The organism is Yersinia hibernica (assembly GCF_004124235.1).
GTDB classification, from domain to species: domain Bacteria; phylum Pseudomonadota; class Gammaproteobacteria; order Enterobacterales; family Enterobacteriaceae; genus Yersinia; species Yersinia hibernica.
In genome coordinates this window covers 3,436,609-3,449,783 of the sequence record NZ_CP032487.1, presented here as the reverse complement: position 1 = coordinate 3,449,783, position 13,175 = coordinate 3,436,609, and the positions used below count along the sequence as shown (strand labels likewise).

The window sequence follows — 13,175 nt, the reverse complement described above, 5'->3', positions numbered from 1 at the left end:
AGTGACTAATCACTATTGTTCCCTGACAAACCGAGTTTAAATACAAATGAGCAGAAAACTTTCCATAGTACTAGCCCAGTTAAATTGGCTGGTCGGCGATATCGAAGGCAACACTGAACGTATGTTGCAAACCCTACATGAGCAGCAGAAAGCGGGGGCCGACTTAGTCATGTTTTCCGAGCTGGCGCTATCTGGATATCCGCCAGAAGATTTGCTGTATCGTGATGATTTCTATCAACGTTGTGAGGCACAGTTGGATCGTCTGCAGGCGGCAGCGCTGCAGACGGCGGTGTTAGTCGGGCACCCATGGCGTGAAGAGGGCCATCTGTATAACGCGTTATCGCTGTTTGCTGATGGTAAATTGCAAGCGCGCTATTTCAAGCAGCAATTACCCAACTACGGCGTGTTTGACGAAAAACGCTATTTCTCTGCTGGCCATCAAAGTTGTGTGGTGGAGCTAAAAGGTTACCGCTTGGGGCTGCTGATTTGTGAAGATCTCTGGTTCAATGGCCCGGTTGATGCCGTCAAAGCCGCGGGTGCAGAAATTGTGTTGTCAATCAATGCCTCACCTTATAACCGTGAAAAACCTTATATTCGCAAAACGCTGATGGCCGCGCATTGCCAGCGTACTGGCGTGCCACTGGTGTATCTCAACCAGATTGGTGGGCAGGATGAGCTAATTTTTGATGGCTGCTCCAAAGTATTTGATGCTGCGGGTAATATGACTCACCGTCTGGCGGCATTCGCCGAACAAACCAGCTTATTGCAGCTCAATGAGTGTGAAGTGGTGCCGATGATGGCGCCAGCCGCAGAGCTGCCGCCATTGGCGCAAGTCTATGAAGCCTTGGTGTTGGCGGTACGTGATTATGTGACTAAAAACGGCTTTAATGGTGCCGTTCTTGGGTTATCCGGCGGGATTGACTCGGCGCTAACATTGGCGATTGCAGTGGATGCATTAGGTAAGGATAAGGTTCAGGCATTGATGATGCCGTTCCGTTACACCGCAGATATCAGTATCGCTGATGCCAAAGAAGAAGCGGAAATTTTGGGTATCGAGTTTGATGTGCTCTCCATCGAGCCGATGTTTGATGCCTTTATGGGGCAATTATCCCCGATGTTTGTTGGCACTGCGCGTGATACCACCGAAGAAAACCTTCAGGCGCGCTGCCGCGGTGTGGTGCTGATGGCACTGTCGAACAAGCGCCGTAGTATTGTATTAACTACCGGTAACAAAAGCGAAATGGCCGTGGGCTATGCCACACTGTACGGTGATATGGCGGGCGGGTTTGACGTCCTAAAAGACGTGCCCAAGACGCTGGTATTTAAATTATCTGAATACCGTAATACTGTTTCATATGTGATTCCGCAGCGGGTTATCACGCGCCCACCGTCTGCGGAGCTGGCCCCAGATCAGAAAGATGAGGATAGCCTGCCGCCTTATGATATTTTGGACGCCATCCTCGAGGGGTATGTCGAGCAGGATAAGTCGGTCGCCGATTTGGTTGCTGACGGTTTTGATGAAACTATCGTGCGTAAAGTTATCCGCCTGGTAGATATCAATGAATATAAACGGCGTCAGTCAGCTGTTGGGCCGCGTATCACCGCCCGCAATTTTGGCAAAGATAGACGCTATCCGATTACATCAGGCTTTGGCCGCAAGAATTGGTAACACTGGGATTCACCATGAAAAAAATTGACGCGATTATTAAGCCATTCAAACTCGATGATGTCCGTGAAGCGCTGGCTGAAGTGGGCATCACCGGGATGACGGTAACTGAAGTAAAAGGTTTTGGTCGCCAGAAAGGGCATACCGAGCTGTACCGTGGCGCTGAGTATATGGTGGATTTCCTGCCAAAAGTTAAAATAGAGATTGTGGTGGCTGACGATATCGTCGATACCTGTGTAGAAGCCATTATGCAAACTGCCCAGACCGGTAAAATTGGCGATGGCAAAATCTTTGTCTTTGATGTTTCTCGTGTGGTGCGTATTCGTACCGGTGAGCAAGACGAAGAAGCGATTTAATTTCTGCATCTTTGGTCAGCAATAAAAAGCCCGTTGTGTTTACACAAACGGGCTTTTTTTACATATTAAAAATAAAAATCAATGAATTAGGTTGATCACACGGGTACGAATAATCCCAGCCAATAGAACAGATTTAGCACAATGCCGGCGATAATCACTGCCACGACCGGGGCGGCAATCTTCATTACCGGACGGCCAATAGCCTCGTTGAGGAAATACAGTGCCGTGGTGATAGTAAAGCCGGTATAGCCAGCCATTTTGATTGACGCGAAAATAGCACCGATTAACAGGGCATATTCCATCAACAAATTCATCGCGTTACGAATATTGTCGGAAGCATTGCGCACGGAGGGGAAACGGCCCAGCCATTTGCCGATGGAGCGCAACATCAGCACTTCCAGCGATATAACAACCGCCCCAATTATCCCAGCCAGTAATGGGTTCGGCACCAAATAACCAACCACAAACACAAATGTAAAGCCGGCGACGGCATAAACCCCAGTGGCCAATGCGGTGGTGGCTATAAGTGGTACAAAGCCGAGGCCGCGCATAAACTCGGCCAATGATGCTTGATGGATTAATGCTAATGATTCTTCAGGGGTGATGCCCGGCGCATAGGCTTTAGCCAGTGTGTAGATGGACACTTCACTGCCGCCGAAGATTTTCATGCTCGCCACCGCAGAGATTAACCCGCCAACGATGGCTAACATGGGCAGGTTTTTAATTATTCGCTGGGTTCGCTCCTCGAAAACAGAGTGCCCGCCACCCCCTCCCAGGTGGGTTTTTGCTTTTAAGTCTTGCGCGATAGCGATGCCGATAAGCAGAATCATACCGACGAAAATTTCAATGGATTCAGGGAATAGCCCGGTAAAACGAGTAATCAGTAAGCGGGTTAGCAGCACGATAAAGGCAGAAACGACCGCCGTTTTCCAGCCAAATTGATAGAAAATAGCCACTAAGGGGAACAGGGCAAAGGCGGAAATAACCGGGCTGCTCAACTCCCCCAGTGAGCCAATAAAGTTCACCGGTAATGAGGTCAGTGCGGTGTTAACGGCGGGTAAGCTGGTGAGCGCTAAAATCCCCCAAGCAGCTCCAAGTGCGAAAGCCAAATAACTATTGATAGCCAATACGCCAATGATGTCTGTTGGCAAAAACAGCAACCAAGAGTTAAGTAAACCGGTGGAGAGAGTAAATGAGATACCCACCGAGGCAATAAAGCCGACACTGAGGCCGAAAGCAATACTGCCCGCTTCACGCCGGCTCATATTCCCCTCAACCAATTGCGGCAAAATGGGGCGGATGCCGTCATGGAACACGGCGACGCTGCGGTGAGAAAGCAGCGCGGTCATCCCTGTCAGCAGGGCAACCACAATGATATGAATGTAATCCACGGTGGCCCCTTAGCGCAATTGTATAATTAGCAGTGGGATAGCATGCTCAATATGTTCGACCGATAAGCCAAACGCCACTTTACCCTCAGTGACAAACTTTTCTATTTGCTCAGGTTTAGCTTTAATTCCGGGCTTGGCGATGGTGGCACTTTTGTTATAACCGATAATCGCGATAGCCATAGATAATGCGGCTCCGGCCCCGGTGTTACAGGCGCCAATATAATAATCCAGTTGCCCCTCTTTCACTTTTACTGCGGCGTCCATATCCGAGAGAATAAATGTTTCAAAAGTATTCGGTGCCGTCTGCTCAATCATTTCGCGTATTAACTCTCGCTGCAGCCCGGCAATGCCAATTTTCTTCATAATCACTTTCCTTGCGTGGTGAAAAATTTATTAGGATTGTGGCGCAACATTATTTCCACCTGTTCGGGGGAAATCCCTGCGGCCAGTAACATGGGAACAAAAGAATCAATTAAATAGCTAAATCCAGTGCCACCATTGGCTTTTAAATGTGAGCGGCGAGTAATATCCATGGAGAGCATGACCTTATCCAATAACCCGCGTTCGGCGAGCATGACTAACATGGCGACACGGCGCTCATCAGGGAAATAGCTATTTTTACCAATGGTGTCGAATTGGACATAGACCCCCATATCGATCATTTTCATAATAAGCTCAGGTTGCTCTTTTAAGTCACAATGCCCGATGACCACACGGGCCAGCGGCACACCGTGTTTCTTCAGTAGCGCTATTTGCTCTAATCCCATAGTGCTGAAGCTGGTATGGGTCGAGATGGGGAGGCCAGTGGCATGATGAGCCAGCGCTGCGGCATGAAAAACTTTGGCCTCGTCAGGGGTAATCACGCCCTCGCTGGTGCCAATTTCTGCAATGATACCCGCCTTTAGTTCAGTGCCGTCAATGCCCACTTCGATTTCATCAATCATGGTTTGCGCCAGTTGCTGCGCGCTACTCTCACGGACCATCGGCGGGTAGAAACTGTCAGTGTAATAGCCGGTTGAGGCGATGATATTGATGCCGCTGTCGCGCATCAAATTCAGTAAAAACTGCGGATTCCTGCCCATATACCGGTTGGTAACTTCGACGATATTCACCACCCCTTGACTCACTAACTCACACATTTCATCACAGATGGGTTGATATTGGTCTAGTCGGCAGTCCAGATTATTTTTAAAGCCCGATAAATCAATATGGAGATGTTCGTGCGCGTAGGTGTATCCATTGGGATTAATCATCGGGCAGGCTCCAAAGAAAGTGAATATGAATAGTCAAGACTATCATGGGAATACATTAAATAAACTCAGGTATTGGGCTAATAGGCTTTTTTACAGATTAACCCAGTGTATTACCTTGGCTGTCATAGTAGCCAAGGATATGGGGAGCGCCACTTTGAATACCATCAATCAAAACAACATCACTGCGCGTCACGAATATTTGGGTACGAAAACTCATGATAACCGGGCTACCTAGTGGAAATTGACCGGCCAGACCCAGACAGTAATCAATGCTGTCATTATCAATCGGCAATATAGTGGATTGGCTGAAGTGGTTATTATGCCAAATTAATGCATTCTTCACATGACTACGGCGATAATAACCGCCCGCAAATAAATAGCTGTTGCCAGAGAAATGATGAGAAATCTCAGACAGATACAGCATGGAAATTTGTTCTGGTTGGTTACCCTGTTGGTTGGCAGGAATCGTCCCGGTAAGGGCATGACCGGGTTCACTGTGTGTGATGCCCAGTTTGGCCAGTTGGGGTAAAGTGGTGCAACTGGTGGCTGAAGGGGCATTTATCTGTTCAATCGCCACTCCCTGTGCTTGCAGAATATCCCGTGCCGTCAGCAAGGTGTGCATATTGGCCGTCGGCGAAGTTTGTTGCGATTGAGAGTCATACAGCATGCAGGGAAAATGTGTTATCCCGACCAATCGCACCGCCGGCATTTCTTGCAGCGCCGCAATTACTGCGGGTAAATGATTTAACTCGAAGCCAGCTTCCTGCCCGGAATAGAGTAAATCCCCCGATTGGTAAACCTTTAACATGAGTGGCTGGATAATATGTTGGCGATGCGCGGCTTGTGATATTTCCAGCGCTTTTTCCAATGAATAAACAGTAATGACTTCCGGCCGCTGACGGAGTATTTCCGCCACCATGGCAGATGGCGGTTGTACCAGATGGCCAATATGGGCGACCGGAATAGCATGGCGGTAAAGTTGTCGCGCTTCTTTAAAATCAACGGCCACCATGCCGTGATAACGGGTGCCTTGATAACTGCAAGCCAGCAGGCGGCGGCATAGTTCTGGATTACGGCCAAACTGTTTGCTCATCAAATACAGTTTTACCTGGTGATGATGTGCAGTTTGTAGCAGCAAGCGGGCATTCGCTTCAGTTTGTTCTACATCTATGACGTAGCTATCAGGGCAGATTTTTCCCTGCTGATAGAATGAGATTACGGCATCAACAAGCTTACCATTTTGTTTTAATAGGGTTTTTAAAAACATTATATGTCCTGAACGCCCGAGGCATAATGATATTTGTTAAATTATTATTATTTTGAATATTTATAATAAAAAGACCCTGATGTTGTGTTTCGGACATGCCCCCTAATAAGCCATATTAACGCAGGAGAGGGGTGTCACTAGAAAGGTATAGACCGTAAAGGTTCGCGAGTAAATATCCGATTTCATTTTCTGCCGGTTTCAGTGAAAAAAAGGCCAATAAATCTTGGTTTATCTCCCGGATATAATGAATATCTTCGCTTTGGATAATTTCCGCTAATATTGCGGGATCCAGCGCATGGATCTCTTCACCGCGGCGGGTACGCATTAATGCATTCGCCATATGGGTGATTGCCATTTCCCCTTGATAACCACTGACGGGTAACTGCCAGAAATTTTCTAACCGGTTGATAACCTGATCTAATCCTTGACCAATATCGTGGTCAACAACCCCTGACTGACAAAGAATATTCAGACGCGCATCAATACAAATCTTCAAAGAGTGGCCTCCCGAAAATAACTTAGCTTGCTGCCAGAGTAATAGGATTAATAACGAGGCTCTATCTCACCATTTTGTACCGCGCGCTGGTGGCACAGCAATAATGTTTCATTAATCCCTTTTTCCAGCAGCAATTTGATTGGATGGTTATCTGGCCGGATAAGGATAACGGCCTGCGAGGCTTGAATATAGCGCTCATCGCCTTGCAGTTTTATTGCCTGTAAATCTTCTTGAGGAATATTATCAGCCAGATTCCAAATTGCAGCATCAATATCACCACGATTTATATGCGCGATACAGTCGCTATAAGGCAATTCGACTAATTCGATAGCTTGTCCGGAGAATTTAATTTCAGTCAGCAGACATTGGTCGGGTGAGCGCGGATCTAACCCCACGCGGCGGATATTATTTTGTTCGCCACGGCGGCAAATAAGTTGGTGGCCATCCACGTAGGAGCCATTTCCTAAATTCAGTGCCAGAGTAACTTTCCCTTGCTCCAGATAACTTTTAGCCGCCAGATGCGAGACAACGGCCATATCGTAAATGCCGTCTATCAGGCATTCAATTCGCACTTCTGCCCCACGCATATGGGCAAAATAGAGCGGAAGTAAAGTAAATTGCTCTCTTAAGCCGCTGGCTAAACCTTCATAAAGTTTGGTGTAAGGCAGTGGCATGGCGCACACCATATTACCCAAATCAGCCTGTTGCAGTAATTGCGGCATATTCAAGTCAACAAGTAAGGTTCCATTTCGGCCTCGGCGCTCAACGATGATAGCGCCTTCAGCTTCCAACACTTTTAATGCGTGTTGCACCACTCCGACGGAGATACCGAAATCATCGGATAATTCATCGATAGTTTTAAGCCGATTACCCGAGCGCTCGCCAATTAAATAGCGGGCCATGGATACCAATGCCAACCCTTCTTTTTTAATGAACTTCTTACTCATGGTAGGTCAATTCAGCCTTAATTTACCCTCTGCTACCGGGCAATAAATAGTAGGGAATAATGTCAGCCACATTATTAATTTTCAGCTATATGAATATTTAGACATTCATCCGAATGCCCCATCGTGGCAATATTAAATGAGGATATATGAGATCTAAATCACGTTCTACTACATTTAGAAATAATAAGTAGACAGATTTTTTATAACGAATATGCAGGGCGCCAGAATGGCACCCCTGGGAAATGAAATAAAATTCAGTTATTAAATGACTTTATGTGGGCCGAAGCATTCATAGTGAATTCGCTCTGCAGCCACTCCTTGCGCTAATAGTTGGCGGCCTGAAAATTGCATAAAAGCTAATGGGCCACAGAAGTAATAATGCCTGTTGGGATCGGCGGCCAGCCACTGATGTGAACTGAGGTCCATCAGCCCGGTGCTGTGATAATTCTTTCCGTGATTATCTTGCGCCGTTGGCTGGCGATACCACACATGGCGGCTAAGATTTGGCATATTGTCTGCTATCGCAGCAACTTCATCGGCAAAAGCATGAACACGGCCATTTTCAGCGGCATGCAGCCAATGCACTGGCGCGGCATGTTGCTGATTATGCAAACTATTGAGCATACTTAACATCGGGGTTTGACCGACGCCGGCAGAAATCAGTGCCACGGGGGTGTCTGGCGTAATATCCAAGAAAAAATCACCGCGTGGAGGGGCGACTCGAATACTGTCGCCTTCGTGCAATTCACGGTGTAAATAATTAGAAACAGTTCCTTGCTCCTCGCGCTTCACGGCAATGCGGTAGGTTTCTCCGTTAGGGGCGGCAGTCAGGGAGTATTGGCGGATTTCCTGATACTCAAGCCGCTCATCTTCAATATAAATACCCAAATATTGGCCGGGTTTGAAATCCAGCACCCGGCCACCGTCCTCTGGGGCTAATACAAAACTGCAAATAACATCACTTTGCATCTCTTTTTTCAGGATGCGAAAGCGGCGTAAAGTTCGCCAGCCGCCAGAACTGTTCTCACCTTGTTGATAAATCTGGCTTTCCCGCGCAATAAATACATCTGCCAGCACCCCATAGGCGCTCGTCCAGGCATCCAATACTTCCTGACCGGGGGAGAACATTTCATCCAGGGTACTTATTAGGTGATGACCCACTATCGAGTAATGCTCGGGCTGAATGTTTAGGCTGGTATGTTTCTGGGCAATGCGCTCAACTGCTGGCAATAAAGCGGCCAGATTCTCGAGGTTTGCCGCATATGCACAAATGGCGTTGAACAGCGCTTCACGTTGGTCACCATTAAACTGGTTGCTCATATTGAAGATGTGCTTGAGCTCAGGATTATGCTCGAACATGCGGTCATAAAAATGTGCCGTTAGCTTGGGGCCGGTGGCGGCAAGTAATGGAATGGTGGATTTAACGATGGCGATGGTTTGACTATCCAGCATGCGGTGCTCCTTAAATATTTTGTCCCTTTCATCTTTGTGGCAATGCCAATGATTCTGGGGTTTATAGTGTGTAAATTAATACATGTATTTTAAATGCATCTTATAGTTTGCGGCTTAACTTGTAAATACGCATCCTTCTTATAAGGGATTAGCGTACTGCGTCAGTTCACAGAAGATGAAAAAATCACATAATGAATATGAGGATAATTCCGTTGCGCTGGATGAAGTCTGAACAGGTCAAAGCCTTACGCAGACTGGAGCCAATCGTTTGCGTAAAAACCTCTGTCAAGACCTATCTTAACGGGGGGCAAACAGTTTACACTGTGTCATAAAGCCCAGAAGGGCTGTTCATTAGGTCTATTTTGTTAGCTAAGTCAGGAGAGCCGGATGTTAAAGCGTGAAATGAACATTGCCGATTATGATGCAGATCTATGGCGTGCAATGGAGCAAGAAGTGGTGCGCCAGGAAGAGCACGTCGAGCTGATTGCCTCTGAGAACTACACTAGCCCGCGTGTTATGCAGGCACAAGGTTCTCAGTTGACGAACAAATATGCTGAAGGCTATCCGGGCAAGCGTTACTACGGTGGCTGTGAGTATGTCGACATTGTAGAACAGCTGGCTATTGACCGCGCTAAAGAGTTGTTCGGTGCAGATTACGCCAACGTTCAGCCGCATTCCGGTTCTCAGGCCAACGTGGCGGTTTACTCAGCGTTGCTGCAACCCGGTGATACAGTTCTGGGGATGAACCTGGCGCACGGCGGCCATTTGACCCACGGCTCACCGGTTAACTTCTCCGGTAAACTGTACAATATCGTGCCTTACGGTATTGATGAGTCTGGCAAAATTGATTATGAAGATATGGCGCGTCAGGCCGAAATTCATAAACCAAAAATGATCATCGGCGGCTTCTCTGCTTATTCCGGTATTGTTGATTGGGCAAAAATGCGCGAAATCGCTGATAGCATCGGCGCATGGTTCTTTGTCGATATGGCTCACGTAGCCGGTCTGGTAGCGGCGGGCGTTTACCCTAACCCCGTGCCACATGCGCATGTCGTGACTACGACCACGCACAAAACATTGGCTGGCCCACGCGGCGGCTTGATTTTGGCGAAAGGTGGCGATGAAGATCTGTATAAAAAACTGAACTCCTCTGTGTTCCCGGCGAACCAGGGCGGCCCATTGATGCATGTCATCGCGGGTAAAGCGGTCGCGTTGAAAGAAGCCATGGAGCCTGAGTTTAAAGTTTATCAGCAGCAAGTGGCTAAGAATGCTAAAGCCATGGTGTCGGTATTCTTGGAACGTGGCTACAAAGTGGTGTCTGGTGGTACAGATAACCACCTGTTCTTGCTTGATTTGGTTGATAAAAATATCACCGGTAAAGATGCCGATGCTGCGTTGGGTCATGCCAATATTACTGTGAACAAAAACAGCGTGCCTAACGACCCGAAAAGCCCATTCGTCACTTCTGGTGTGCGTATTGGTAGCCCGGCGATTACTCGCCGTGGTTTCAAAGAAGAAGAGTCGCGCGAGCTGGCGGGCTGGATGTGTGATGTGTTGGATAACATCAACGACGAAGCGACCATCGAGCGCATCAAGCAGAAAGTTTTGGCTATTTGCGCCCGTTTCCCGGTTTACGCATAATTTCGGCCAATTGATTTTGCTAATAAAAACCCGCGAAATGCGGGTTTTTTATTATTTTCCGCAGGTAAATGTGAAGCTAATCTCAAATTATGTGTTTGCATAATGACAAGGTTGCGAGCGGACGAGGCCTCTGTCACAGTGGCGGGCTGACCTCGGAGGGATTCATGGTACTGCAATCAACACGTTGGCTGTCGCTCAGCTATTTCACCTATTTCTTTTCTTATGGGATTTTCCTGCCTTTTTGGGGCATCTGGCTGCAAGGCGAAGGGATACCGCCTGAAACCATTGGTATTTTGCTGGGAGCCGGGCTAATTTCCCGCTTTCTCGGCAGCTTGATTATCGCCCCCAGTGTGAAAGACCCTTCCCATCTGGTCACGGCAATCCGCATTCTGGCGTTGCTGACATTGGCCTGTGCCGTGGGTTTTTGGTTTGGCCATGGTTGGGCTTGGCTGATGATAATTATTGCCGGTTTTAACCTGTTTTTTGGCCCACTGGTGCCCCTGACGGATGCGCTGGCGGCGACTTGGCAAAAACAGATAACCATGGATTATGGCAAAGTCCGGCTCTGGGGGTCACTGGCGTTTGTTATCGGTTCTGCATTGACCGGGAAACTGGTCTCTGTTTGGGGCCATCCGGCCATTCTTTACAGTTTGCTTTTCGGTGTCTCAGCGATGTTACTGGGAGCATTGCTGAAGCCGAGTGTGATGCCGCAGGGGGAGATTAAACAGCGCAAGGTGACGGCGACCCGATGGAAAGTGTTGTTATCCGAGCCGCAGGTATGGCGCTTTTTACTGTGTGTGACCCTATTACAAGGCGCACATGCCGGCTATTACAGTTTCAGTTCAATTTACTGGCAAGAGGCCGGTTATTCCACCGCAACAATTGGCTATTTATGGTCACTGGGGGTGGTGGCCGAGATTCTGGTGTTCGCATTCAGCAATATCCTGTTCCGCCGCTGGACGGCCCGTAGCCTGTTACTGCTTTCAGCGGTGAGTGGCATTATCCGCTGGAGCCTGATGGCCTCAACCACGGAGTTGCCGTGGCTCATCTTGATTCAAATTCTGCATTGTGGCTCATTCACTGTTTGCCATCTGGCGGCAATGCGCTTTATTGCTGCCCGACGTGGGGCGGATGTCATTCGTTTGCAGTCAGTTTATTCTGCACTGGCGATGGGCGGGGGCATTGCGGTAATGACGGTTATTTCGGGCTTCCTGTTCGAGCATTATCAAGGCGGGGTGTTCTGGGTGATGGCATTGATAGTCATACCGGCACTGTTTATTCGCCCTCGGGTGGTAGCAAACTCAGAAGATCTCGCCGATTAGGGCACATCTAATAGACGGCGTAACTGCTTATTTTGCTGTTCACTCATTGGCAACAACACCTGAATCAGCGGGGGGAGGGATTCAGGTTGTTGCATTGCATAGGGCGTTAGCACCACGGCGGTGCCGGCGGGTGCGCCCGATTGCAGGTATGTATCAGTGGGCAAGTGCTTAATATGTAATGGCAAAAGCGTTAACTCACGGATTTGCTGCTCAACTTGTTGTTCCAATTCTGGATTATTTTGCGTCAACATCAGCACCTGTTTTTCCTGTAAGGCATTTTCCTGCATTAACCAGGCACCAAAACTAATGGCTATTAGGGCCACTTCGGCAGGAGAAAATTGGATTTGATACTCTTGTTCGAAAGCTATCAGGGCCTGCTGGGTTGTGCGTAACAGCCGCGGATATTGGCGATTGACCTCTTTCAGTGATGAATTATCAATACCGATATTAAAATAACAGCGCTCAATAGCTGGGGCGAGGTGAGCGAAAAGTTGGCTCATTAACATCTCATTGCTGCTCAATGTCATAGCGGAAAGTTGTTGAAAACGCAGAACTAACTGGTCAATAGCCTTAAACAGGCGCGCATCTTCCGCTGATTGGCTACTGTGATAACTGTGCGCCTTAATCATTGTTAGCATCAGAATGAGCAAGTCGCGTTCGATTTTATCGAGTGGATGACCTAACAGCGGATTAAATGAATCAAATAGGCTGTCAGCCGCTACCAGCGCGGGTTTGCGTGTCAGCCAGTGTTGCTGTGTGAGGGATAACTCTGGCAGAGTATGTTGCCGATTTTCCCAAGCGCAATAAGCCAAATACAGTTGCAAAAACTGGCGATCCTTTTCATTAAGCTGGCGGCTCAGATAGGGTTCGCATTGGGTAATAATCTTTGGTAAATCCTCTGAAATGAGTCGGTTATCCCATGAGAGCGCATCATATAAGCTGGGGGCGAAATGGTGTTCTACAAACTCAGGGCAATAGCGCACTCCCCGGCGCAGCCAGTGGATTAAGCACAATCTTTTATCAAGCCGATTACCCTCAATCAAGCAACTCTTATTGGCCTGGGTACTCAGTTGCAAATGGTAGAAACGCTGGATTTCATTGGCAACCTCGGCTATATCTTGCCGGGTAGTTGGCTGCCCGACACCATTAAATTGGCTGATGGTGTCCAGCTTTACTGTGCTGGCGGGCATAAACAGCATCAGCAACATATGGCAGCGGCGTTGTTGGCCGGATAGTGGCTGACTGGATAACTGGGGCACAATAGACGTGTCCAAGCGCATATAACCTTCCGTGATGGATGTGTGGTTATTCATCATCACTAAGCATAGCAAAAGAGATTCTATTCAGTTTACTGGGGTCATGGGCTTTTACATCGACTTACAAC

The 13,175-nt window shown here is 48.0% G+C and carries 12 protein-coding genes; 4 read left to right on the top strand and 8 right to left on the bottom strand.

Annotated features, from left to right (window positions below; translation table 11 throughout):
* Positions 1 to 46 precede the first annotated feature (46 nt).
* Positions 47 to 1,669 (top strand): NAD+ synthase, encoded by a 1,623-nt coding sequence (locus tag D5F51_RS16215; protein WP_129197866.1) that lies wholly within the window; start codon positions 47 to 49, stop codon positions 1,667 to 1,669.
* 14 nt (positions 1,670 to 1,683) lie between these two features.
* Entirely contained in the window at positions 1,684 to 2,022 is a 339-nt protein-coding gene (gene glnB / locus D5F51_RS16210) for a nitrogen regulatory protein P-II (RefSeq protein WP_002231018.1), read from the top strand.
* Between the two features lie 95 nt (positions 2,023 to 2,117).
* Here glnB and D5F51_RS16205 read toward each other — a convergent pair whose 3' ends face one another.
* The 7 genes from D5F51_RS16205 to hmpA form a co-directional block, all read right to left on the bottom strand.
* Positions 2,118 to 3,413, bottom strand: a complete 1,296-nt coding sequence (locus D5F51_RS16205; RefSeq protein ID WP_025379223.1) for a YhfT family protein — start codon at positions 3,411 to 3,413, stop codon at positions 2,118 to 2,120.
* A 9-nt stretch (positions 3,414 to 3,422) separates the two neighbouring features.
* Positions 3,423 to 3,776: a DUF2620 domain-containing protein gene (locus D5F51_RS16200; protein WP_025379222.1), complete on the bottom strand. Its 354-nt coding sequence runs from the start codon at positions 3,774 to 3,776 to the stop codon at positions 3,423 to 3,425.
* Positions 3,777 to 3,778: 2 nt separating this feature from the next.
* Entirely contained in the window at positions 3,779 to 4,666 is an 888-nt protein-coding gene (locus tag D5F51_RS16195) for a phosphotriesterase-related protein (protein ID WP_129197864.1), read from the bottom strand.
* Positions 4,667 to 4,763: 97 nt separating this feature from the next.
* Positions 4,764 to 5,933 (bottom strand): YhfX family PLP-dependent enzyme, encoded by a 1,170-nt coding sequence (locus D5F51_RS16190; protein WP_129197862.1) that lies wholly within the window; start codon positions 5,931 to 5,933, stop codon positions 4,764 to 4,766.
* A 115-nt stretch (positions 5,934 to 6,048) separates the two neighbouring features.
* Positions 6,049 to 6,429: a PRD domain-containing protein gene (locus D5F51_RS16185; RefSeq protein WP_129197860.1), complete on the bottom strand. Its 381-nt coding sequence runs from the start codon at positions 6,427 to 6,429 to the stop codon at positions 6,049 to 6,051.
* A gap of 47 nt (positions 6,430 to 6,476) precedes the next feature.
* Positions 6,477 to 7,376 carry a GntR family transcriptional regulator YhfZ gene (gene yhfZ / locus D5F51_RS16180; RefSeq protein ID WP_025379218.1) on the bottom strand — a complete coding sequence of 300 codons (900 nt, stop codon included), beginning with the start codon at positions 7,374 to 7,376 and terminating at the stop codon, positions 6,477 to 6,479.
* Positions 7,377 to 7,637: 261 nt separating this feature from the next.
* On the bottom strand, positions 7,638 to 8,828 hold the full coding sequence (hmpA, locus tag D5F51_RS16175; protein WP_129197859.1) for an NO-inducible flavohemoprotein: 1,191 nt from the start codon (positions 8,826 to 8,828) through the stop codon (positions 7,638 to 7,640).
* Positions 8,829 to 9,215: 387 nt separating this feature from the next.
* Here hmpA and glyA point away from each other — a divergent pair, with 387 nt between their 5' ends.
* Both glyA and D5F51_RS16165 read left to right on the top strand, forming a co-directional pair.
* Positions 9,216 to 10,469, top strand: a complete 1,254-nt coding sequence (glyA, locus tag D5F51_RS16170; RefSeq protein WP_129197857.1) for a serine hydroxymethyltransferase — start codon at positions 9,216 to 9,218, stop codon at positions 10,467 to 10,469.
* A gap of 164 nt (positions 10,470 to 10,633) precedes the next feature.
* Entirely contained in the window at positions 10,634 to 11,791 is a 1,158-nt protein-coding gene (locus D5F51_RS16165) for a 3-phenylpropionate MFS transporter (RefSeq protein WP_129197855.1), read from the top strand.
* Here D5F51_RS16165 and csiE read toward each other — a convergent pair.
* Complete coding sequence (gene csiE / locus D5F51_RS16160) at positions 11,788 to 13,071, bottom strand: stationary phase inducible protein CsiE (RefSeq protein WP_129197853.1); 1,284 nt, start codon at positions 13,069 to 13,071, stop codon at positions 11,788 to 11,790. The two genes, D5F51_RS16165 and csiE, sit on opposite strands and share 4 nt — an antisense overlap.
* Positions 13,072 to 13,175: the final 104 nt, after the last annotated feature.

Excerpts from the sequence above, each read along its gene's own strand:
- D5F51_RS16215 (WP_129197866.1), top strand. The coding sequence starts at position 47 with ATGAGCAGAAAACTTTCCATAGTACTAGCCCAGTTAAATTGGCTGGTC.
- glnB (WP_002231018.1), top strand. The coding sequence starts at position 1,684 with ATGAAAAAAATTGACGCGATTATTAAGCCATTCAAACTCGATGATGTC.
- D5F51_RS16200 (WP_025379222.1), bottom strand. The coding sequence starts at position 3,776 with ATGAAGAAAATTGGCATTGCCGGGCTGCAGCGAGAGTTAATACGCGAA.
- D5F51_RS16195 (WP_129197864.1), bottom strand. The coding sequence starts at position 4,666 with ATGATTAATCCCAATGGATACACCTACGCGCACGAACATCTCCATATT.
- D5F51_RS16190 (WP_129197862.1), bottom strand. The coding sequence starts at position 5,933 with ATGTTTTTAAAAACCCTATTAAAACAAAATGGTAAGCTTGTTGATGCC.
- yhfZ (WP_025379218.1), bottom strand. The coding sequence starts at position 7,376 with ATGAGTAAGAAGTTCATTAAAAAAGAAGGGTTGGCATTGGTATCCATG.
- hmpA (WP_129197859.1), bottom strand. The coding sequence starts at position 8,828 with ATGCTGGATAGTCAAACCATCGCCATCGTTAAATCCACCATTCCATTA.
- glyA (WP_129197857.1), top strand. The coding sequence starts at position 9,216 with ATGTTAAAGCGTGAAATGAACATTGCCGATTATGATGCAGATCTATGG.
- D5F51_RS16165 (WP_129197855.1), top strand. The coding sequence starts at position 10,634 with ATGGTACTGCAATCAACACGTTGGCTGTCGCTCAGCTATTTCACCTAT.
- csiE (WP_129197853.1), bottom strand. The coding sequence starts at position 13,071 with ATGCGCTTGGACACGTCTATTGTGCCCCAGTTATCCAGTCAGCCACTA.